Origin of the sequence: Streptomyces sp. B6B3 (assembly GCF_039871525.1) — a bacterium.
In the GTDB taxonomy this organism is placed as follows: Bacteria; Actinomycetota; Actinomycetes; order Streptomycetales; family Streptomycetaceae; genus Streptomyces.
This window is the reverse complement of record NZ_JBDPLU010000006.1, coordinates 350930-371828: the sequence shown is the minus strand read 5'-3', so window position 1 is coordinate 371828 and position 20899 is coordinate 350930. Positions and strand designations below refer to the sequence as shown.

The following is a 20899-nucleotide window of genomic DNA, read 5'->3' as shown; positions in this document are numbered from 1 at the left end:
GGGAGCCGGGTCACAGGACGCCGCGCCGCACCAGGACGCCCAACACCAGGGCGCCCGGCAGCAGCGGGAGCCAGACCGTGATGACCCGGTACGCCAGCACGGTGGCGGTCGCCGTCGCGACGGGCGCTCCGACGGCGACCAGCGCCACCACCAGGGCGGCGTCCACGGAGCCCAGTCCGCCGGGGGACGGCACGACGGCGGCCACCACCGTCGCGGCCAGGTAGGCCAGCACCACGTGCGCCACCGGCAGCCTCCCCCAGGCCTCAGAGGCCTGGGAGGTGCCCCCCTGCCCCATCGAGAGCGCCACCGCGACCAACCCGGCCGCCTGGAGTGCCGGGAAGGCCAGCGAGCCGCCCCAGAGCGCCAACGCCCGGGCCGGCCGGGCGTGCAGGGCGCGGACGTCGGTCAGCGCGGTCGCCAGGAAACGGGCGACCGCGTGGCGCGCCGGGCGGATCGCCAGGGCGGTCAGCAGGAGGACGACGGCGACGGCCGCCGCCACCGCCGCGACCAGCGACAGCCCGATCCGCTCCGGCAGCAGCTCCTCCATGCGGAGCGCGTTCGGGAAGGCCAGCAGCACCGCCAGCAGCAGCCCGATCCGGGACACCCCCTCGGCCAGGAAGTACAGCGCGAGCGCGGCGGAGTAGCGGGCCGGCGGCAGTCCGCAGCGCGAGAGGAAGCGGACGTTGACCGCGCTCGCCCCGATGCCGGAGGGCAGCAGGTGGTTGGCGGCGCCGGCGGCGAACTGGGTGACCAGCAGCCGGGCGGGCGGCAGCCGCTCCCGCACGGTGCCCTGCCGGGCGAAGGAGACGGCGACGAACCCCAGCGCCGTGCACGCCGCCGCGGCCATCAGCCAGGGGCCGTCGGCGTCGAGCGCCTGCCGCGCCCCGGTCCACAGCGTCGAGCGGTGCGCCACCAGCCAGCCGGCGACGGCCACCAGCGGCAGCAGACAGAGCGCCTGGCGCGGGCTCGGCAGCAGGCGCCGCCAGGTGCGGTTCTCCTGCGGCATCGGCCCGGCCGTTCCCTCCCGTCGACGTCACGCCGAGCGTGCCGGGCGCCGGCGACCAACCGGCGTCCGGCGCCCGACCGGCCGGTGAACCCCCTCAGTCCTTCACCGCCCCGGCGTTGGCACCGCGGACGAACTGGCGCTGGAAGCAGAAGAACAGCACCGCCACGGGGATCGTGGACAGTCCCGCCGCCGCCAGCTTCAGCGGGAACTGCGTGCCCTGGCCGAGGCCGCCGGCGACGAACCGGGCCAGTCCCGTGGTCAGCGTCTCGTACTGGCTCGACTGGGTGGACACCAGGAAGTGCGTGAACTCGTTCCACGAGCCCTGGAACGACAGGATCGTCAGCGTGATGAGCGCCGGCCTGGCCATCGGCAGCACGACCGACCAGAAGATGCGGAGGGTGCCCGCGCCGTCGATCCGCGCGACCTCCTCCACCTCCCGGGGTATCGACTCGAAGAACTGCTTCATGATGAAGATCCCGGCGGCGTCCACCAGCAGCGGCACCACCATCCCGGAATAGGTGTCGAACATGCCGAGCGTGCTGAGCACCAGGAACTTCGGGATGAGCAGCACCACCCCGGGCACCGCCATGATCCCCAGCAGGCCGGCGAACAGCAGCGCCCGGCCCGGGAAGCGCAGCCGGGCCAGCGCGTAGCCGGCCATCGAGTCGAACAGCACCCGCCCCGCGGTCACCAGCACCGTCACCACCGCGGAGTTCCCCAGCCAGCGCAGGAAGGGCACGCTGTCGCCGGACTCGCTCAGCCCGAACAGCCGCTGGTACGCCGCCGTGGTGGGGGTGGCCGGCCACACCGAGAGCGGGTCGGCGGCGGCCTCCGGATCCGTCTTGAAGCTGGTGGCCAGCTGGAGGACGAACGGCAGCAGGTACAGCAGCGCCAGGCCCACCACCAGCGCGTACCCCAGCACCCGCCACACCGGGCGGGACCGGGCCAGCACCGGCCGTTCGGCGTGGCCGCGGGTTCCGCGGCGCCTCATCGGGCCCGCCCCTTCCGCGGGCCGCGCTCGCGCAGCAACCAGCGTTGCCCCGCCGTGAACGCGAGGATGACGGCGAACAGCACGAACGCGATCGCCGCGCCCTGGCCGTAGTCGGCGTCCCCGAACGCCGCCTGGTAGGAGCGGAACGCGGGCGTCAGCGTGGTGTTCCCCGGCGCCCCCTGCCCCATCACGTACACCATGTCGAACACCTGCCAGCTGCCGATCAACGCCAGGGTCAGTACCAGGAACAGCACGGGCCGCAGCGCGGGCAGGATCACGTGCCACAGCATCCGCCGCCGCCCCACGCCGTCCAGCGCCGCCGCCTCCTCCAGCTCGCGCGGCACGTCCTGCAGCGCGGCCAGGAAGATCAGCATGAACGTGCCCGAGGTGGTCCAGGTGGCCAGCACGATCAGCGTGCACATGGCCACCGAGGGCCCGGACAGCCACTCGAACCAGGACAGTCCCAGGAACCCGTGCTCGGCCAGCACGCCGGTCGGCCGCCGCGCGTCGACCAGGCCCAGGCCGTCCAGCGCCACCCAGACCACGCCGCGGGAGTCCGCGAACCAGTTGGGACCGTGCACCCCGAACCAGGACAGCACGCCGTTGACGGCCCCGCCGCCCTGGAAGAGGAAGAGGAACACCGTGGCGACCGCGACCGAGCTGGTCACCGACGGGAAGAAGAACGTGGTGCGCAGCATGCTCCGGGCGCGCAGCCGCCGTTGGTGCACCACCAGGGCCAGCCCCAGCGCCAGCCCGGTCACCAGCGGCACCTCGATCAGCACGTAGTAGAGGTTGTTGCGCAGCGAGGTCATGAACAGCATGCGGTCGAGGCCGTCCTCGGCCAGCAGCTCGCGGTAGTTGTCCAGGCCGACGAACGTCGCCTCGCCGTCGGTGAACGGGTTGGACTGCCCGTCCCAGTCCAACAGGCTCACCCAGGCAGCCATCAGGATCGGCAGCACCAGGAACACCCCGAGGACGAGCGTCGCGGGACTGACGAACAGCCACCCCCAGAGCCGTTGCCCGGCCACCGCCGGGCGGGCGGCCCCGCGTCTCACGGCGCCGCCCCGCCCGCGTCGTCCCGCACCGCGCTCATGACACCTCGTCCAGCGCGGCCTCGCCGTAGCGCTGCAGGTCGGCGAGGATCGTGTCCGGGTCGGCGGTGCGCAGCTCCGCCAGGTCGGTGTTGAACTGGGCGAGCACCGTGTCGAAGCCCTGGATGGTCACCGGGCCCTGCACCCAGTCGCCGCTGGCGCCCCACGCCTCCTGCTCCGGATGCTCCGCGAGGTAGTCCTCGGCCGCGCTGACCCGGGACGGTATCGCGCCGAACGCCTCGCCCATCGCGATCTGCTGTTCCGGTCGGGTGAGGAAGTCCACCAGGTCCACGGCCGCCTCGCGGTGCGCGCTGTCCTGCGCGACGCCCCAGCAGTTGGTGAACGCCAGGGTGCCCTGGCCGGCCGGCCCCTCGGGCAGCGGCAGCACCTCGTACTCGACGTCCGGGTAGTCGGCCGCCAGGGCGCCCGCCAACCAGCCGCCCTCGACCGTCATCGCCGCCTGGCCCTCGCCGAACGCCTCGCCGGCCCACTGGGCGTCGAGGTCGCTGGCGTACCGCCAGGACCCGTCGTCCAGCATGCCCCTGACGAACTCCAACGCCTCCGCGTTCTCCGGCGAGTCGGCGGTCATCGCGGTCTGCTCGGCGTTGGTGATCCAGCCGCCCGCCTGCCGCATGAACGCGCCGAGCCGCTGGTACTCCTCGGTGGTCACCATGCCCGTCACGCCGTCTCCGGTGAGGCGTTCGGCGACGTCCCGCAACTGCTCCCACGTCTCCGGGCGGTCCGCCTCGGTCAGCCCGGCCGCCCGCCACAGCTCGGCGTTGACGATCAGGGCCAGCGACGAGGTGTCCTTCGGCACGCAGACCAGCTCGCCGTCCCTGGTGAAGGACTGCCGCAGGGCGGGGGAGAAGTCGTCGACGTCCGTGATCCGCTCGCCGTAGGGGTGCAGCGAGCCGCCCTCGGCGTAGTTGGCGAACTGGCTGGAGTCCACGTAGAACACGTCGGGCGGCTCGCCGCCCGCGAAGGCCTGGCCGAGCTGCTGGTTGATGTCCTGGGCCACCTCCACCCGGACGGTGTTGCCCGACTCCTCCTCGTACGCGCCGGCCGCCGCCCGGACGGCGTCGGTCTCGGCGTCGCCGGAGGTGGCGATGAGCACGGTGAGCTGCTGGCTGGCGCTGTCGTCCTGTTCCGTCTCGTCCTCGCCGAAGTTCGAGGAACAGCCGGCGAGGGCCGTCAGCAGCAGGCCGCCGGCGGCGACGGCGTGGGCGGTTCTGGCGCGTCGCCGGCCGTCGCGGGGCGGCCGGGTGGTCGCGGGGTGCACGGGGTTCACGGGGTCCTCCTGGGGGGTGGCGCGGTGCTGTCGCGGACCGTCAGGGCCGGGGGGAGCAGCAGATGCTCGGCGGGTCGGTCGGGTTCGCGCAGCCGGTCGAGAAGCAGCCGGACGCATGCGCTTCCCACGGCGTCCAGCGGCTGCGTGACGCTGGTCAGCGCGGGCGAGACCAGCGCGGCGGCGGGGGAGTCGTCGAATCCGGCGACCGACACGTCCTGGCCCGGGCTCAGCCCCCGGTCCCGCAGGGCGCGGTAGCAGCCCATCGCCAGGGTGTCGCTGGCCGTCACGACGGCGGTCGCCCCGGCGTCCAGCAACGGGCCCACGGCGGTGGCCGCCTCGCCGACGTCGTCCACGGTCTGGGCCCGCCGGCCGCGCACGGCCAGGCCGTGCCGCCGCATCGCCCGCTGCCAGCCGGCGGCCCGGTCGTCGCCCGCGCCGGATCCACGCGGCCAGCCGAGGAAGCCGATCCGGGTGTGGCCGAGACCGACCAGGTGGTCCACCACCGCCTCGGTCCCCGCGGCGCCGTCCACGTCCACGAAGTCGCCGAGCTGGCGCCCCGACCACATCCGGCCGAACGCGGCGAACGGGATGCCGTGCCGGGCCAGCCAGCCCTGCCGCCGGTCGCCGTGCGTGGTGTCGCTGAGCACGAACCCGTCCACGCTGTAGCTGTCCACCAGCTCCTGGTAGGCGGCGAGTCCGGCCTCGCCCGGCGTGGCCGCGAACAGCAGGATGCGGTGCCCGGCCTCCTCCGCGGTCTGCGACAGCGCGTGCAGGAAGCGGTCCATCACCGCGGTCGAGACGCCGGGCGGGGCGGGCAGGATGCCGTAGCCGACGAGCCGGCTGGAGCGGGTGCGCAGCGTCTGCGCCGCCCGGTGCGGGCGGTAGCCCATGACCTCGATGGCCTGCCTGACCCGTCGCAGCGTGTCCGGGCGCAGCAGGTCGGGGGAGTTGAGCGCGTTGGACACGGTCTGCGGGGAGACCCCGGCCCGGCGCGCGACCATCGCGAGGGTCACACCCCCGCGCCCGCCGCCAGCACCGCCGGACGTACCCGCCATCGCCGTGTCTCCCGCCTTCTCTGGTTGATCGGAGCGATCAAGCTTGGAGCGATCCAAAAGGCATTGCATGGGCCATGAACAGCCACTACGTTCTTTGGAACGCTCCAATTCCAGGAAAGATTGGTGCCCTGACCCATGACTGTCAACCCCTCCGACGGAAGCGGTGCGGCTCCCGACGTGGCGCCCCTCCAGCCGTTCCTGCACGACGCCTGCGTCACGCTGCACGCCCCGAGCTTCGCCGTCTCCCGCCCCGACGGGCAGTTCGTGGGCGGCGCCGACGGCTTCTACCACGGCGAGCGCCGGGCCCTCGGACGGCTGGTGGTGACCGCGGAGGAGGTGCCGCTGGCGGCCGTGGGCGGCGGGGTGCGGGGCGCCGACCGGGCACTGTTCCGCTCGGTGCTGCGCGGGCTGGCCGAGGCCACGCCCGATCCCGCGGTCGTGCTGACCCGGACCCGCGCCGTCGCCTCCGGGCGGCTGACCGAGACCCTGGAGGTGGTCAACGCCGGCGCGCTGCCGGCCAGCACCCGCCTCGTCGTCGCGGCCGGCACCGATCTCGCCTCGGTGCCGCAGGTCAAGTCGGGAACGGCGGTGCCCGGGGCCGCGGTCACGGCCACGGATGACGGGCTCCGCTGGGCCGACGACACGCTGACGGTGCGCCTGACCAGCACCCCGCGCGCCGCGGAGGTCGAGGCGGTCGGCGACCACGGCGTGCTCCGCTACGACGTGGTGCTGGCCCCCGGCGAGCGCTGGCGGGCGGAGCTGGTGTGCACCGTGGCGGACACCAGGGGCGTGCCCTTCCCCGCGCCGGCGCCCGGCACCGGCACGCCCTGGCGGACGCCGGAACTGCGCAGCGCCGACCGTCGGTTCGACCGCTGGGTCGACCAGTCGCACGCGGACCTGGAGCGGCTGCTGCTGGCCGATCCCGAGCGGCCCGACGAGCTCTTCCTGGCCGCCGGGGCGCCGTGGTTCGCGACGCTCTTCGGCCGCGACTCGATCTGGGCGGCGCGGATGCTGCTGCCGTTGGGCACCGCGCTGGCCGACAGCACGCTGCGGGTGCTCGCCCGCCGGCAGGGCGCGGTGGTGGACCCGCGCTCCCAGGAGGAGCCGGGCAAGATCCTGCACGAGATACGCCAGGACGTGGTGCGCCTGCCGGCGCAGGGCATCGAACTGCCCACCCGCTACTTCGGGACGGTGGACGCCACGCCGCTGTGGGTGCTGCTGCTGCACGACGCCTGGCGCTGGGGTCTGGCCCCGGACCGGGTGGCGGAGCTGCTGCCGCACGCCGAGGCCGCGTTGGCCTGGATGAGCGAGCACGGCGACGCGGACGGCGACGGCTTCCTGGAGTACGTCGACAGCACCGGGACCGGCCTGGCCAACCAGGGCTGGAAGGACTCAGGGGACGGCATCCGGCACCGTGACGGCCGGCTCGCCGAACCGCCGATCGCGCTGTGCGAGGTGCAGGCGTACGCGCACGCGGCCGCGCGCGGTGGAGCCGCGCTGCTGCGCGCCTTCGGCCGGCCCGGCGCGGACCGTTGGGAGGAGTGGGCCGACCGGCTGGCGACCGCGTTCCGGCGGCGGTTCTGGGTCGAGGACGAGCACGGCCCCTATCCGGCCGTCGCGCTGGACCATGCCAAGCGGCCGGTGGACTCGGTGACCTCGGGACTCGGCCATCTGCTGGGCACCGGCCTGCTCGACGCCGAGGAGCGCCGGCTGGTGGCCGACCGGCTGGCCCGTCCCGAACTGGACTGCGGCTTCGGCCTGCGCACCCTGTCCAGCGCGTCGGGCGGCTTCAACCCGCTGGGCTATCACACGGGTTCGGTGTGGCCGCACGACACGGCCATCGCCGTGTGGGGGCTGGCCCAGGACGGCTTCCCCGAGGTCGCCGGTTCGCTGGCCGCGGGTCTGGTCCGGGCCGCCGAGCGGTTCGAGGGCCGGCTGCCCGAGCTCTTCGCCGGGTACGGCGCCGACACCGGCGTTCCGCCCGCGCCGTATCCGGCCGCCTGCCGTCCGCAGGCGTGGGCGGCGACGGCGCCGATGCTGGTGCTCGCCGCGCTGCTCGGCCTGCGGCCCGACGTGCCGGGCGGCTCCCTGCGGGTCGCCGGTGGGCTGCCCGAGCGGTACCGCCCGCTCCGGGTCACCGGCCTGGAACTCGCGGGCCGGCCGCTGGCGGTCGCGGTCGCGACCGACGGCACCACGCGCGTCGAGGCGCCCCCCGGGATCGCCGTGCGGCACGGCTGAGCCCTGTCGAACGTCGGCCGCTCCGCGGGCCCGAGCCGCCGGGACTCCCAACTGCAGGGGGAGACCGGGCAGACCGGAGAGTCCGAGGAGAAGGCTGGAGAAGGTGAGGCCGAGGGGACGTGTGGAGGACGTGACCGGGGGGCCGGGAAGGCCGGCGCGTCAGTCGGCCGCGGCGCGGGGGCCGCGGGCGGAGGAGCCGAGCGCCTTCAGCCAGGACGGGCCGCTGAGCAGTTCGAGCAGCAGCAGGAGCCGGGTGAGGGGCTCCCATTCGGCGTCCGCCGGGCCGAGCGGCGGACCGTCCTGCTGGCACTCCTTGGCCGTCTGGAGCAGCGCCCAGACGGCCTTGCCGTGCCGGTCGGGCGTGGTCCAGCCCCAGCTCTCGGCGAGCGACTGGAGCACGTGCAGACCGCGTCCCGACTCCTGGAAGTAGTCGGGCTCCCGGATCACCGGCACCTCGGCGCCCGGGTCGAAGACCGCGCACAACACGGAGCCGCCGTGGTGCACCAGGCTCAGCAGGAACGGCTGTTCGGTGCTCGCCGGCGGCAGCGGGCGGTGCCGCCCGATGGTGGGCAGCCCGTACCGCAGGGCGTTGGTGACGAGCTCGGAGACGACCACGGTGGCGTCGTCGGTCAGCTCGGGCAGTCCCCAGCCCTGGAGCGTGGTCCGGGTGAGACTCCGCGCGACGCACGGCGAGTCGGGGAGGTTGGCGAGCGGGAAGGTGGCGAAGCCCGCGGACTCGCCCCGCGCCTCGTCGGTCACCGCGGACGCGTCGTCGTGCGGCCGGCCGACGGGATGTCGGGCCATGGCGGCGAACGGCAGGCGCCCGGACGGCGGCAGCGGCGCCAGTGCCGCTCGCTGCCCGCCGAACGCTCCGTCGACGCCCTCCTCGCTCGCCCACCACATCGGGTGAGTTGTCATCACGACCTCCGCAGCGCGACTTCCTCGACCTTGCCGCCGGCTCCCCTGGGTCCATCCTGAGGGAACACAGCGTGTTGCTGCAAGTGCATCCGAAAGAACGGATGCAAGAACAGATGCAAGAACGCTCCGATCCAGGGCAGTATTCGGTCAGTAGCCGCCCCCGATCTGTCGTGGGTGGCAAATGCGAATGCACGTCACGTAGGAGTAGAAATGCCGCAGTTCACCAACGGTGCCCCCGCCACCCTCCTGCGGGGAGCGATCTGGCGGAAGAGCGGACGAAGCAACCCGAACGGAAACTGCGTCGAGCTGGCCGGACTGCCGGACGGGGAGGTGGCGGTGCGCAACTCCCGTGATCCACAGGGCCCGGCGCTCATCTACACACAGGCCGAGATGGTGGCCTTCATCCAGGGCGCCAAGGACGGCGATTTCGACGATCTCATCAGCGCCGACTGAACGAGTTACCGGGCGTGGGGGGGAGGCGGCTGTACGTCGTGATGGAACGGTGACAGACTGGGCGCAGATTCAACCACTCAGAGGACACATCATGGCGTCAGCTCAGGCAGGCCGCGTCTCCTCGGTGACGGACATCCTGTCCCATCCGAGGGGCGGGCCGACCGTACTGCGAATCGTGCTCGGCACCCACCTGCGCCGGCTCAGGGAGAGCCGTGGGATCACCCGGGAGGCCGCCGGAGACGCCATCCGCGGCTCGCACGCCAAGATCAGCCGTCTCGAACTGGGGCGGGTGGGATCCAAGGAGCGGGACATCGCCGACCTGCTCACCCTCTACGGAGTGGTCGACGACGAGCAGCGCGAGCAGTTCCTCGCGCTCGCCCGTCAGGCGAGCACCCCCGGCTGGTGGCAGAAGTACAGCGACGTTCTGCCCAGCTGGTTCGAGACGCTGATCGGCCTGGAGGAGGCCGCCTCGATGATCCGCACCTACGAGGTGCAGTTCATCCCCGGCCTGCTGCAGACCGCCGACTACGCCCGCGCCTGCATCAGGCTGGGCAACCCGCGCGCCTCCGACCGGCAGGTGGACCGCCGCGTCGAACTGCGCCTGGAGCGGCAGAAGCTGCTGCTCAAGCCGCACGCGCCGAAGCTCTGGGCGGTGGTGGACGAGGCGGCCCTGCGCCGGGCCCTCGGCGGCCCCGAGGCCATGCGCGCCCAGATCAGGCACCTGCGGGAGCTCGCCGAGCGCCCCAACATCACCCTGCAGGTCGCCCCGTTCCGGATCGGCGGCCTGGCGGCGGCGGGCGGCCCGGTGACGATACTCCGCTTCATGGAGCCGGACCTGCCCGACATCGTCTACCTGGAGCAGCTCAACAGCGCGCTCTACCTGGACAAGCGGGAGGACGTCGAGGACTACATGGCGGTGATGGACAGCCTCTGCGCCACCGCCGAACCGCACGGCAAGACCGCCGACTTCCTCGACGGCCTGCGCTTCCTCGACGGTCTCGAACGATCCCTGTGACGGAACGTTTTCCCGTGACGAGCTGACGGGGTCGGCGCCGCGCGGCGCCGATCCGCTCAGTCGGTCCGGGCGACTCCGCCGAACTCGATCCACTCGTCGGTTATCTGGCGGGGTGCCAGCGCCGAGTCCGGACGCCAGGTGCTGATCTCCACCAGCCCCGGCGGCAGCACCTCAAGACCCTCGAAGTACCGGCGCACCTCGTGCCGTTGCCGCACCCGGCCCCAGCCCAGGTCGGTGTGCTCCGCCATGAACTCGGTCATCCAGGCCCGCAACGCGGCGTTCTCGCTGACCAGTTGGTTGACCACCAGGAAGCTCCCCGGTGGCAGCCGGTCCGCCACCCGCCGCAGCAGGCCGCCCGGATCGTCGGAGTCGGGGATGCAGTGCAACACCGAGACGAACAGCGCCGCGACCGGCTTCGACAGGTCGAGCAGCTCCCGCGTCCGGGAATCGCCGAAGACGGCGTCGATGTCCCGGAAGTCCGCCTGGATGATCGCGGTGTTCGCCACCCCCTCCAGCAGCGCCCGGCTGTGGGTCACCACCATCGGGTCGTGGTCGACGTACACCACCCGGGCGTCCGGGGCCGAACGCCGGGCGATCTGGTGCACGTTGTCCTGCGTCGGCAGCCCTGAACCGTGGTCCAGGAACTGCCGCACCCCGTAGTCCTCGGCCAGCACCCGCACCACCCGCTCCAGGAAGCGGCGGTTGTTCATCGCCAGCGGCCGGAGACTGGGCGCCGTGGCCTCGATGCGCTCGAACGCGACCCGGTCCGCGGGATAGTTGTCCTTGCCGCCCAGCGCGTAGTCGTACACGCGCGCCACGCTGGCCACGGTGGTGTCGATCTCGTACGTGGGTCCGTCGCCCATCGTGGCCATGCCCCTGTCATGCTCGCCGGTCGGCATGGCGGCCCTGCCCGGGCCCTCACGGGCCGGGGGAGCGCCGCGCACGTCGCGTTGCCAGGGCATCCTGCCATGGCCAGAGCTTCATGATCAGTGCACGGGCGGAACGGCTGACCGGAGCGGGGCGGTCAGACCCTGGCCTCCAGCCAGGTCAGCAGGTCGGCCGCGACCTCGTCGCGGTTCGTCTCGTTCAGGATCTCGTGCCGGGCGTCCGGGTAGGCGTGCCAACTCAGGTGCCGCGTCCCGAGATAGCGGAAGTCCTCCAACAGCTCGTAGACCAGCGTCAGCCCCGAGTGGCACGGGTCCTGGTCGCCGACGGCGACGTGCACCGGCAGATCGCGCGGGATGCGCCCCTGCTGCTCCGGATCGTTGATCTTCCGCACGCCGAGCACCCAGTCCCGCGCCAGGCCCGCGCTGAACGCGAAGCCGCACGCCTCGTCCGCGACGTAGGGGTCGACCTCCGCCGGATCCCGGGAGAGCCTCCCCCAGGCCCGAGGGGCCTGGGAGGTACCCCCAACGCCGATGCGGAACGGGTACGGGTCGTTGAACGAGCCGAACAGCTCCGGCACGAAGTCGGACGGCGCGTCCCGCCCACCCCGCTCGATCTCCGCCGTCAGCCGCGCCGTCGCCTCCTCGGTCTCGCACCCCGGCAGCGAGCGGAAGGTGCCGGACAGCAGCAGCCCGGCCAACGTCCCGCCGTGCTCCTGGGCGAAGTCCCGGGCGAGCTGCGAACCCATGCTGTGTCCCAGCATCAGCAGCGGCACCCCGGGCGTCTCGGCCAGCACCCGCTCGCCGACCACCTTGAGGTCCTCGACCACCGCCCGCCAGCCGGAGGCGCCCACCACGCCGTAGCCGCCGGTGTGCGGGGCGGTCAGCCCGTGACCGCGGTGGTCGGTGGCCACCACCCCGAAGCCACTGCCGGCGAGCAGCCGCGCGAAGCGGTCGTAGCGCCGGGCGTGCTCGGCGGCGCCGTGCACCAGCTGCACCCAGGCCCGCGCCCGCTATCCGGCCGGCAACCAGGTGTACGTGGCGATCGGCACGCCGTCCCGCGCGGTGGTGAGATCGTCGCGGCGTCCGGCGGTGGGCTCGGTCTGCATGGCTGGCTCTTGGTCGCGGGGCATGCGGAGGATGATCAGCCGAGTGTGCCCGCGTATCCTCGGCGTATGCCCTCCACCGGTACGACCCCGCTCGCCGCGCGTCCCGAGACCCGCGGCGCCTCGGCCATGGGGGCACCTCCCATGCCTCCTGGGCCTGGGGGAAGCCGCGCGTCGGGGATCGGGCCGCTGCTGCGCGAGTGGCGGCGGCGAGCCGGGGTCAGCCAGCTGGACCTGGCGCTGCGCGCCGACTCCTCCGCCCGGCACATCAGCTTCGTGGAGACCGGCAAGTCCCGGCCGAGCGAGGAGATGGTGCTGCGGCTCGCCGAGCACCTGGACGTCCCGGTGCGCGAGCGCAACGCGCTGCTGGTCGCCGCCGGATACGCGCCCCGGTTCCCCGAGACCCCGCTCGACTCGCCGGGCCTCGCGGTGCTACGCGACGGCCTCGACCGGCTGCTCGCGGGCTACGAGCCCTACCCCGCGCTGGTGATGGACGGCCGGTACCAGGTGGTGGCGGCCAACCGCGGCATCGCGCTGCTCCTCGAAGGCGTCGCCCCCTGGCTGCTGACGCCGCCGCTGAACGCCATGCGGATCACCCTGCACCCCGAGGGCCTGGCGCCGCGCATCCGCAACTTCCGCGAGTGGCGCGGCCACCTGCTCGACCAGATGCGCCGGCAGCTCGCCCTGCTGCGCTCCGAGCCGCTGCGCGAGCTCTACGAGGAGGTCGCCGGCTACCGGCTGCCCCCCGGAGGCGACGAGCGGGTGGGGGGCCACAGCCCGCTGGCCCTGCCGATGGTGGTCGAGCACGCCGGCCGGCGGCTGTCCTTCCTGTCCGCCATCGCCACCTTCAACACCCCGGTGGACGTGACGGTCTCCGAACTGGCCGTGGAGACCTTCCTCCCGGCCGACCCGGAGACCGCCGACCACCTGCGCGCCACCCTGAGCCAACCCGCGAGCTCCTAGCGCTGCCCACCGGTCGCGCGCAGCGCGCGGTACTGCAGCGCCGCGAACGCCGCGACCACCGCGGCCTGGGCCGGGATCCAGACGGCGCCCGGCGCGTCCGGGTCCAGCCACAGCGCCAGGGCGACCAGGCTGGCCACCGACCAGGCGACGTTGGCCTCGATCACGCACCACACGGCGGCCGTGGCGGGCTCCCGCCGGCTCGCCAGCCAGCCGACGACCGCGGCGTAGCCGAGCAGGAACGCGCCGAGGCCGACCAGCAGACCGGTGTCCAGACCGAGCAGGCGGCCGACCGGCCCGGCCGCGGCCAGGTACACCAGCGCGTTGCCGCCGGTGACCACCGCGTCCAGCGTCAGCCAGCGTCGCAGCCAGACGCGCGGGGACGCGGGGGTCCGGGCCTGGGTGACGGACATCGCGGTCATGGGAATCGCCCTCCTCGAAGACGGGGGTAACCGACCCCCACACCCTCGCCCGTTCCGCGGGAACCGTCGATGACCTCCGAGGTCATGCGGGGCGGGGGAGGCCGTCGCGGAGTGGGCGTTCCGGCGAAAACGCGTTGCCGGCGCGGGCGCGGGACGGGCACCATCCGGAAATGGAGCCCTCACTGCATCCCCACGTCCGCGCCTACTACGAACGAGGCGGCGAAGAGATCCGCCTCGCCGAGGACGCGGGCCGGCCGGCCGACGCCAGGCTGGAGTTCTGGCGCACCCAGGACGTGCTGCGCCGGGCCCTGCCCGCCCCGCCCGCCCGCGTGCTGGACGTGGGTGGCGCCAGCGGCGTGCACGCGGTGTGGCTGACCGCCGACGGGTACGACGTCGAACTGGTCGACCCGGTCGAACTGCACGTCAGGCAGGCACGGGAGCGCGGCCTCACGGCCCGGATCGGCGACGCCCGCCGGTTGCGCGAGGAGGACTCCTCGTTCGACGCCGTGTTGCTGCTGGGTCCCCTCTACCACCTGCCGGAGCGCGCCGACCGGGTCAGGGCGCTGGTCGAGGCGGCCCGCGTGGCCCGCCCAGGAGGGGTGGTCGCGGCGGCCTCGATCTCCCGGTGGGCGCCCCTGAACGACGGCCTCCTCCAGGGCTTCTACTTCGAGCCCGACCGCCGCCCCGGGCTCCTCGCCCTGCTCGGCACGGGCCACCAGCCGCCGGAGACGGACATCTTCACCGAGGCGTACTTCCACGACCCCGCCGACCTGGCGGGCGAGTTCGCCGACGCGGGCCTCGTGGACCCGGTGACCGCGGGGCTGGAGGGCACGGCCTGGCTGGTGGCGGGGATGCCGGAACGGCTGGACGACCCGGAGCAGCGGGCCGCGGTGCTGGAGGCCCTGCGCCTCGTGGAGCGCGAGCCCGCGCTGCTGGGGGTGAGTGCCCACCTCCTGACCGTGGCCCGGGCGGCCTGACGCGAACATACTGGCGGTGTGCGCATCGTCACGGCGGCAGGGTGGAGCGCGGCGTTCTTCGTGGTGGCGCCGGGCGTCGTTGCCGGCCTCGGGCCCTGGCTGATCACCCGCTGGCACACGCCGTACCCGTGGGACCACGTCGGCGTCCTGTTGTTCCGGGCCGCCGGGCTCGGGCTGCTACTCGCGGCCGTGCCGGCGCTGGTCGCGGCCTTCGCCCGCTTCGTTCGCGAGGGTCGTGGCACCCCGGCGCCGGTGGCGCCAACGACGCACCTGGTCGTCGGCGGGCCCTACCGGCGGATCAGGAACCCGATGTACGCACAGGTCGTGGCCGTCATCGCCGGCCAGGGGCTGCTGCTGGTGCGACCCGAACCGCTGCTCTACGGGATCGCGGTGTGGCTGGTGTGCGCGGCGTTCGTCCGCTGGTACGAGGAGCCGGCGCTGCACCGGGCGTTCGGCGCCGACTACGACGCCTACCGGGCGGTCGTCCCGGCCTGGCTGCCCCGGCGCCGCCCACGGTGACGACACGGGCACACGATCCGCGGCATGCCTCAGCCCCGCCGCGGAGACGGAGCTCCACGGCGGGGCCGTTCAGGCGGTCGGCCGGGCGCCGGGCATCCACGCCCCGGTGACCCTGGACTTCGAAGGCCCGGTCACTCGTCCCTGCCCTTCCGCGCCCGGTGCACCACGGCGTAGGTCGCGGCGGCCGCGACGGCCACCGGCGCGGCCGCGGTCGGCAGCGGGTGCCTGCGGGCCGCCTCGGTGGCCCGCCCGGCCCGTGCGCGCACCCGGCGCTTCACCATGACCTTGGCCAGCTTGCTGCCCAGCGGTCGGGTGACCTTGCGGGCCGGTTTGCGGATCATCCTGGACGCGTTCATTTGTTCCTCCGTGCGCGATGGACTACGGCGTACGTCGCGGCGGCCGCGACGGCGATCGGCGCGGCCGCGGTGGGCAGCGGGTGCCGGCGCGCGGCCCGGGTGGCCTGTCCCGCCTTCTCGCGGACCGGCGTGACGGCCCTGGCCGCCCTGCCCTGCACCCGTCCCTTCACGTCCGCCTTGGCGGCGAGCGCCGCCACCGTGCGCCCCAACTGTTCCCGGGTCTGCGCCACCTGCCCGCGCAGCCTGTCGGTCCGCTCGTCGGTGCTCTCGGTCGTCGTGTCGTGGTTCCTCACGGCGTCGGTGTCCTTCTTCGGTGGTGTGGTCGTGCTCCTCACGGCGCGCGGCGCCGTCCTGGCGGTCCCGTTCGCCTTCCGCACCGGCCCGCCAGCCGCCTTCCCGGCGGTGGTCTTCTTGGCGGTGCTCTTCTTCGCGGTGGCCTTCTTCGTGGTGCTCTTCCTGGCGGTGGTCTTCTTCGCGGCGCCGGTGGCCTTCTTCGCCGGCCCGGCACTCTTCTTCGCCGCGCCGCCCGCCCTGGCCGGGTTGCCGGTCTCGCCGTTCTCGCTGCTCATCGGTGCGCCCTCTCCTTGACTTCGGCCAGATCCGCCCTGACGCTGTCGATCGCCTGCTGCGGCCTGGGCGGCGCGCCCTCGCGCATCCGCTTCCTGGCGGTGGCGGCGAGCAGCGCGGCCACCGCGGCCAACGCGCCGGCCACCAGCAGCGCCGACAGCCAGACGGGCAGGGCCAGCGCCACCAGGGCGATGGCGGCGGCGACCAGCGCCTGGAAGGCGACCACGCCGACCACCGCGGCGCCGCCGTACAGTCCGCCGGCGATCTGGTACCGCCGGCCCTTGGCCACCATCTCCGCCTGCGCGAGCCGCATCTCCTCGCGCACCAGCCGGGAGAGCTGCTGCGACGCGCGGGCCAGCAGCGCCTTCGTCGAGTCCTCGGGGACGTCGGGCGCCGGCCGTTGGTCAGTACTCGCCATCTCCGTTCACCTACCGTCTCTGGCTTGAGCGCTCCGTGTACCCCGGCCTCGCCCGCTCATGCGCCCGGATGACGGCAGGTCAGGCTCCGAGGTCCGGAGGATCTTGCCGTCGCCGGGCCGGCCACGCACCATGGCCTGGGACAAGAGCGAGCGGAAGGCGTGGAGCATGGCGGACGGCAGCGCACGGGTGACCGTTGTCGGCGAGGCACTGGTCGACCTGCTGTGGCGCGTCGGCGCCCGGGAGGCGCACGCCGTGCCCGGCGGCAGCCCGGCGAACGTCGCGGTCGGGCTGCACCGGCTGGGCCGGCCGGTCACCCTCGTCACCTCCTGGGGCGACGACGCGCCGGGCGAGCTGGTGCGCGGCCACCTCGCGGCCACCGGGGTCCCGGTGCGGCGCGCGCCCACCGCGCCGACGAGCCGTGGCCGCACCATGGTCGCCCTCGCCTACCTCGACGAGGAGGGCGCCGCCGACTACGACTTCCTCGCCTCCTGGGAGCCGTTGGAGCTGCCGGTCCCCGAGGACACCGCCGTGCTGCACACCGGCTCGCTGGCCGTGGTGATCGAGCCGGGCGCGACCCGGGTGCTCGACCTGTGCCGGGAACAGCGCGGGCGGGGCCGGACCGTCGTGGCCGACCTGAACGTGCGCCCCGCCGTCCAGCCGGACCGTGACGACTACCGCGCCGCCGCCGGCCGGCTGGCCGAGGCGGTGGACGTGCTGAAGGCCAGCGACGAGGACCTGGCCTGGCTGTTTCCCGGGCTCGGGGTCGTCGCCGCGGCCCGCGAGCTGCTGGCCAGGGGACCGCGGCTGGCGGTGGTGACCCTGGGCGGGGACGGCGCCCTGGCCGTCACCGGGGAGCGGGAGGTGCGGGTGGGCGCCCCGGCAATCACCGTGAAGGACACCGTGGGCGCGGGCGACTCCTTCCAGTCCGCCCTGCTCGACGCCCTGGCCGAGCGCGCGGAACCACCCACCGCGCCGGCCGAACTGGCCGCGGTGCTGTCCCGGTGCACCGCGGCGGCGGCGCTCACCTGCACCCGGGTCGGGGCCGATCCGCCGACCCGCGCCGAACTCGACGCGACCCTCGACGGCGCCTGACGACCGGCGCCGGCGGGGCGCGTGTTCGAGCCCGACGCCGCAGGTGGGCGGGCCGCGCGGGGCACGCCCGTGGGCCGTCCTCGGGGGCCGACGCCGGGGCCGGCGCGGGTGCTACGCTCGCACCGGGCCGTGACTGGCGCGTTCGGATGGGATGGACCATCGGGGAGCGGCCCTCGCGACTGCGATGACAGTGCCGTGCGCCTGGGCCGTTCGCGACGTCCCGGCATGGAGGCCCCGAATGACGACCCCGAGCACCCCGAACGCAGAGTCTGCCGCCTTCCGCACCGCCCTGGAAGTGATCCGCGGGGTCGAGCCCCGGATCGCCGACGCGATCGGCGCCGAGCTGCACGACCAGCGCGAGTCGTTGAAGCTCATCGCCAGCGAGAACTACGCGTCGCCCGCCGTGCTGCTGGCCATGGGGAACTGGTTCAGCGACAAGTACGCCGAGGGCACCATCGGCCACCGCTTCTACGCCGGCTGCCGCAACGTCGACACCGTCGAGGCCCTCGCCGCCGAGCACGCTCGCGAGCTGTTCGGCGCGCGGCACGCCTACGTGCAGCCGCACTCCGGCATCGACGCCAACCTCGTCGCCTTCTGGTCGGTGCTGGCCGCCCGGGTGGAGCGCCCCGCGCTGGAACGGGCCGCGGCCCGGCAGGTCAACGACCTGGACGAGGCGGACTGGGAGGCGCTCCGCAAGGAGCTCGGCAACCAGCGGATGCTGGGCATGTCGCTGGACGCCGGCGGTCACCTCACCCACGGCTTCCGGCCGAACATCTCCGGCAAGATGTTCCACCAGCGCAGCTACGGCACCGACGCCGAGACCGGGCTGCTCGACTACGACGCGCTCCGGGCCACGGCGCGCGAGTTCCGGCCGCTGATCATCATCGCCGGGTACTCGGCCTACCCCCGGCTGATCAACTTCCGGGTGATGCGGGAGATCGCCGACGAGGTCGGCGCCACCCTGATGGTCGACATGGCGCACTTCGCCGGCCTGGTCGCGGGCAAGGTGTTCACCGGCGACCACGACCCGGTGCCGCACGCGCAGATCGTCACCACCACCACCCACAAGTCGCTGCGCGGCCCGCGCGGCGGCATGGTGCTCTGCGACGACTCGCTCGCCGAGCAGGTGGACCGCGGCTGCCCGATGGTGCTCGGCGGCCCGCTGCCGCACGTGATGGCCGCCAAGGCCGTGGCGCTCGCCGAGGCCAGGCAGCCCACGTTCGCCGACTACGCCCAGCGCATCGTGGACAACGCGCGGGCGCTGGCCGAGGGCCTGCAGCGCCGGGGCGCGCGCCTGGTCACCGGCGGCACCGACAACCACCTGGTGCTGCTGGACGTCTCCGGGTACGGGCTCACCGGCCGCCAGGCCGAGGCCGCGCTGCTCGACGCCGGCATCGTCACCAACCGGAACGCCATCCCGCGCGACCCCAACGGCGCCTGGTACACCTCGGGCATCCGCCTCGGCACCCCGGCGCTCACCACCCGCGGGCTCGACCCCGCGGGCCTCGACGAGGTCGCCGAGCTCATCGACACCGTGCTGTCCCAGACCTCGCCCGGCACCACCAAGAGCGGCAAGCCCTCCAAGGCGAGCTACGCGGTGGCCGACGGGGTGGCCAAGCGGGTCGCGGAGCGCGCCGCCGACCTGCTGGCCGGACACCCCCTCTACCCCGAGGTCGACCTGGGCTGAGTCGTCCGGGCCGAGCGCCCGGACCCCGGCCCGTTCCCGGCCGGGCACAGCCGATCCCGGAGACCGGGGGAACGTCGTTTCCCCCGGTCTCCGCGCGTCTCCGCCCGGCCGCACCCCGGGCGGTTCCGGGCGGTTCCGGGAAGTTCTCCGAGCATTGACACCCTTCGGCGGCGGCGGAACACTCCCCAGTGGGAGAGCGCTCTCCCAATCCCCCCACAGGAGGAGATCCGCATGCCACGTAGATCAGCCCTCGCGTCGGGCTCGGTGGTCGCCGCGGCGCTGGCGCTCGTGGCGGCCGGGCTCGGCGCGATCAGCGCCTCGGCCGCGCCGTCCGGGACCACCGCCCCGACCGCCGCGCACGGCGATCACGCCGCGCACGCCGAGCACGGCGACCACACGACCCTGATGGCCCCGCCACCGGGGGAGTGGATCCCGGTGGACGAGCCGGTCGAGGGCATAGCGCCGCAGCCGAACGTGCCCTACGCCTCGCACCACGAGTTCCAGGCCAACTGCTCGGTGTCGCACACCGCCCCCGACGACCCGATCGTCTATCCCAACCTGCCGGGGGAGTCGCACGACCACACCTTCATGGGCAACACCACCACCGACGCCGCCAGCACCCTGGCGTCGCTGGAGCAGGGTGACACCACCTGCAAGGTGCCCGCCGACCTCTCCGCGTACTGGATGCCGACCATGTTCAACGGCGACCAGGAGGTCCGGCCCATCGGCGACCAGGTCATCTACTACAAGGCCGGGGTCACCGACTTCCGCACCGTCCGCCCGTTCCCGACCGGCCTGCGCTACGTGGTCGGCAGCCCCACCCAGACCGAGCAGGAGTTCCTGGACGCTTCCGTCGAGGGCTGGGAGTGCGGGGACTCGTTCTTCAACTCCAACATCCCCGACAGCTGCGCCGCGGGCGCCCAGCTCAACGTCCGCTACCAGGCGCCGAGCTGCTGGGACGGCCGGCATCTGGACTCGCCCGACCACCAGGCGCACATGGCCTATCCCGTCTGGGACGCCGGGCTGCAGCAGGACGTCTGCCCGAGCAGCCACCCGGTGGCGGTGCCGATGATCGAGTTCAAGATGGCCTTCCCCGCCGGCTCCGACACCTCGGACGTGGTGCTGGCCAGCGGCGAGGGCTACTCGTTCCACTACGACTTCTTCAACGCGTGGGACGAGGCGACCCTGGCCGCGCTCTCCGAGCACTGCATCAACGGCGGCCTGCAGTGCGACGCCCGCGGCTTCGACCAGTACAAGCCGGACCGCGGCGCGGCGCTGACCGAGGACTACGAGCTGCCCTGACCCGGCCGCCCGCCCTCGACCGCCCCGCCCTCGGCCCCGGCCGCCCCCCACGGGCGGCCGGGGCCGGGTCTCAGGCGGTCGGGATTCGGTCCAGGAAGCCGAGGACCTGAGTGAGCCGGCCCGCCTCGTCGGTCAGCACGACGTCGAAGCCGACGACGAGCGCCTCGTCGCCCTCGGGGCCCAGCTCCCAGGTGAACCTGGCCTGGTTGTGGTGCCCGTCCACCGGGCCCGCCAGCCGGAACGTCATGCCGGCGAACTGTTGCTGGACCGCGCCGATCACCGCGTCGATCTCCGCCCGTCCCCGGGCGGCGGCCAACGGGTCGGTGTAGCTGCCGTCCTCGCTCCACAGGTCGTCGACGGCCCGCCGACGCGCCGCCGGCTCCGTCTCGTTCCACGCCGCGATGTAGCGCGCGGCCAGGTCGTCGAAGGCCGCGGCCGGCTGGGGGATGGTCGACATGGTGGTCGCTCCTCGTTCGGGTTCCTGACGCCGGGCCGGGCGGCCCCGTCGCGTCGATGGTTCCCGTCGACCCGGGGGACTGTCGATGACGTGCGA

22 protein-coding genes, 1 pseudogene and 1 riboswitch are annotated in these 20899 nt (G+C 73.9%); of the genes and pseudogenes, 10 read left to right on the top strand and 13 right to left on the bottom strand.

From position 1 onward, the window contains the following. Positions 1 to 10 precede the first annotated feature (10 nt). The 5 genes from ABGB06_RS16295 to ABGB06_RS16275 form a co-directional block, all read right to left on the bottom strand. Positions 11 to 1006, bottom strand: coding sequence for a lysylphosphatidylglycerol synthase domain-containing protein (locus ABGB06_RS16295; RefSeq protein ID WP_347589799.1), 996 nt, complete (start codon positions 1004 to 1006; stop codon positions 11 to 13). Between the two features lie 94 nt (positions 1007 to 1100). Continuing rightward, positions 1101 to 1997, bottom strand: a complete 897-nt coding sequence (locus ABGB06_RS16290) for a carbohydrate ABC transporter permease (protein WP_347589797.1) — start codon at positions 1995 to 1997, stop codon at positions 1101 to 1103. Beyond that, on the bottom strand, positions 1994 to 3052 hold the full coding sequence (locus tag ABGB06_RS16285) for a sugar ABC transporter permease (protein ID WP_347589795.1): 1059 nt from the start codon (positions 3050 to 3052) through the stop codon (positions 1994 to 1996). The genes ABGB06_RS16290 and ABGB06_RS16285 overlap by 4 nt, the downstream gene beginning before the upstream one ends. Before the next feature lie 34 nt (positions 3053 to 3086). Next, the gene (locus ABGB06_RS16280; RefSeq protein WP_347589793.1) at positions 3087 to 4376 is read right to left on the bottom strand and encodes an extracellular solute-binding protein; all 1290 of its coding nucleotides are present in this window, start codon (positions 4374 to 4376) and stop codon (positions 3087 to 3089) included. Beyond that, on the bottom strand, positions 4373 to 5431 hold the full coding sequence (locus tag ABGB06_RS16275) for a LacI family DNA-binding transcriptional regulator (protein ID WP_347589791.1): 1059 nt from the start codon (positions 5429 to 5431) through the stop codon (positions 4373 to 4375). The genes ABGB06_RS16280 and ABGB06_RS16275 overlap by 4 nt, the downstream gene beginning before the upstream one ends. A 135-nt stretch (positions 5432 to 5566) precedes the next feature. Here ABGB06_RS16275 and ABGB06_RS16270 point away from each other — a divergent pair, with 135 nt between their 5' ends. Further along, a complete protein-coding gene (locus ABGB06_RS16270; protein WP_347589789.1) occupies positions 5567 to 7669 on the top strand; it encodes a glycogen debranching N-terminal domain-containing protein in 2103 nt (700 codons plus the stop codon). Positions 7670 to 7828: 159 nt separating this feature from the next. Here the strand turns inward: ABGB06_RS16270 and ABGB06_RS16265 are convergent, their stop codons facing one another. Further along, positions 7829 to 8587, bottom strand: a complete 759-nt coding sequence (locus tag ABGB06_RS16265) for an ATP-binding protein (RefSeq protein ID WP_347589787.1) — start codon at positions 8585 to 8587, stop codon at positions 7829 to 7831. Positions 8588 to 8797: 210 nt separating this feature from the next. On the opposite strand from ABGB06_RS16265, the gene ABGB06_RS16260 reads away from it, so the two are divergent. Both ABGB06_RS16260 and ABGB06_RS16255 read left to right on the top strand, forming a co-directional pair. Then, the gene (locus ABGB06_RS16260; protein ID WP_347589785.1) at positions 8798 to 9040 is read left to right on the top strand and encodes a DUF397 domain-containing protein; all 243 of its coding nucleotides are present in this window, start codon (positions 8798 to 8800) and stop codon (positions 9038 to 9040) included. 91 nt (positions 9041 to 9131) lie between these two features. Continuing rightward, complete coding sequence (locus tag ABGB06_RS16255; RefSeq protein WP_347589783.1) at positions 9132 to 10055, top strand: helix-turn-helix transcriptional regulator; 924 nt, start codon at positions 9132 to 9134, stop codon at positions 10053 to 10055. Positions 10056 to 10111: 56 nt separating this feature from the next. Here the strand turns inward: ABGB06_RS16255 and ABGB06_RS16250 are convergent, their stop codons facing one another. After that, positions 10112 to 10918 (bottom strand): SAM-dependent methyltransferase, encoded by an 807-nt coding sequence (locus tag ABGB06_RS16250; RefSeq protein ID WP_347589858.1) that lies wholly within the window; start codon positions 10916 to 10918, stop codon positions 10112 to 10114. A gap of 161 nt (positions 10919 to 11079) precedes the next feature. Further along, positions 11080 to 12048, bottom strand: a pseudogene (locus ABGB06_RS16245) (alpha/beta hydrolase). Between the two features lie 126 nt (positions 12049 to 12174). Between ABGB06_RS16245 and ABGB06_RS16240 the strand changes: the two are divergent. Next, positions 12175 to 13008, top strand: a complete 834-nt coding sequence (locus tag ABGB06_RS16240) for a helix-turn-helix transcriptional regulator (RefSeq protein ID WP_347589856.1) — start codon at positions 12175 to 12177, stop codon at positions 13006 to 13008. On the opposite strand, the gene ABGB06_RS16235 is transcribed toward ABGB06_RS16240, so the two are convergent. Continuing rightward, a complete protein-coding gene (locus ABGB06_RS16235) occupies positions 13005 to 13418 on the bottom strand; it encodes a hypothetical protein (RefSeq protein ID WP_347589854.1) in 414 nt (137 codons plus the stop codon). The two genes, ABGB06_RS16240 and ABGB06_RS16235, sit on opposite strands and share 4 nt — an antisense overlap. Positions 13419 to 13597: 179 nt before the next feature. Between ABGB06_RS16235 and ABGB06_RS16230 the strand changes: the two genes are divergently transcribed. Both ABGB06_RS16230 and ABGB06_RS16225 read left to right on the top strand, forming a co-directional pair. Continuing rightward, a complete protein-coding gene (locus ABGB06_RS16230; RefSeq protein ID WP_347589781.1) occupies positions 13598 to 14404 on the top strand; it encodes a methyltransferase domain-containing protein in 807 nt (268 codons plus the stop codon). Between the two features lie 18 nt (positions 14405 to 14422). Continuing rightward, positions 14423 to 14923, top strand: coding sequence for an isoprenylcysteine carboxylmethyltransferase family protein (locus ABGB06_RS16225; protein ID WP_347589779.1), 501 nt, complete (start codon positions 14423 to 14425; stop codon positions 14921 to 14923). Between the two features lie 131 nt (positions 14924 to 15054). On the opposite strand, the gene ABGB06_RS16220 is transcribed toward ABGB06_RS16225, so the two are convergent. Next, positions 15055 to 15279: a hypothetical protein gene (locus ABGB06_RS16220; protein WP_347589777.1), complete on the bottom strand. Its 225-nt coding sequence runs from the start codon at positions 15277 to 15279 to the stop codon at positions 15055 to 15057. After that, the gene (locus ABGB06_RS16215; RefSeq protein ID WP_347589775.1) at positions 15276 to 15572 is read right to left on the bottom strand and encodes a DUF3618 domain-containing protein; all 297 of its coding nucleotides are present in this window, start codon (positions 15570 to 15572) and stop codon (positions 15276 to 15278) included. Before ABGB06_RS16215 ends, ABGB06_RS16220 begins: the two co-directional genes overlap by 4 nt. On the opposite strand from ABGB06_RS16215, the gene ABGB06_RS16210 reads away from it, so the two are divergent. Next, positions 15556 to 15867 carry a hypothetical protein gene (locus tag ABGB06_RS16210; protein ID WP_347589773.1) on the top strand — a complete coding sequence of 104 codons (312 nt, stop codon included), beginning with the start codon at positions 15556 to 15558 and terminating at the stop codon, positions 15865 to 15867. The two genes, ABGB06_RS16215 and ABGB06_RS16210, sit on opposite strands and share 17 nt — an antisense overlap. Here ABGB06_RS16210 and ABGB06_RS16205 read toward each other — a convergent pair. Continuing rightward, on the bottom strand, positions 15845 to 16264 hold the full coding sequence (locus ABGB06_RS16205; RefSeq protein WP_347589771.1) for a phage holin family protein: 420 nt from the start codon (positions 16262 to 16264) through the stop codon (positions 15845 to 15847). The genes ABGB06_RS16210 and ABGB06_RS16205 overlap by 23 nt on opposite strands. Before the next feature lie 166 nt (positions 16265 to 16430). Here ABGB06_RS16205 and ABGB06_RS16200 point away from each other — a divergent pair, with 166 nt between their 5' ends. The 3 genes from ABGB06_RS16200 to ABGB06_RS16190 all read left to right on the top strand — a co-directional run bounded on the left by ABGB06_RS16200 (position 16431) and on the right by ABGB06_RS16190 (position 20346). Next, the gene (locus tag ABGB06_RS16200) at positions 16431 to 17357 is read left to right on the top strand and encodes a carbohydrate kinase (RefSeq protein ID WP_347589769.1); all 927 of its coding nucleotides are present in this window, start codon (positions 16431 to 16433) and stop codon (positions 17355 to 17357) included. Between the two features lie 119 nt (positions 17358 to 17476). Continuing rightward, positions 17477 to 17571: riboswitch (ZMP/ZTP riboswitch) on the top strand. 24 nt (positions 17572 to 17595) lie between these two features. Then, positions 17596 to 19044 carry a glycine hydroxymethyltransferase gene (locus ABGB06_RS16195; RefSeq protein ID WP_347589767.1) on the top strand — a complete coding sequence of 483 codons (1449 nt, stop codon included), beginning with the start codon at positions 17596 to 17598 and terminating at the stop codon, positions 19042 to 19044. 231 nt (positions 19045 to 19275) lie between these two features. After that, on the top strand, positions 19276 to 20346 hold the full coding sequence (locus ABGB06_RS16190) for a DUF1996 domain-containing protein (protein ID WP_347589765.1): 1071 nt from the start codon (positions 19276 to 19278) through the stop codon (positions 20344 to 20346). Positions 20347 to 20416: 70 nt separating this feature from the next. Here the strand turns inward: ABGB06_RS16190 and ABGB06_RS16185 are convergent, their stop codons facing one another. After that, positions 20417 to 20803 carry a nuclear transport factor 2 family protein gene (locus ABGB06_RS16185; protein WP_347589763.1) on the bottom strand — a complete coding sequence of 129 codons (387 nt, stop codon included), beginning with the start codon at positions 20801 to 20803 and terminating at the stop codon, positions 20417 to 20419. Between the last annotated feature and the right edge of the window lie 96 nt (positions 20804 to 20899).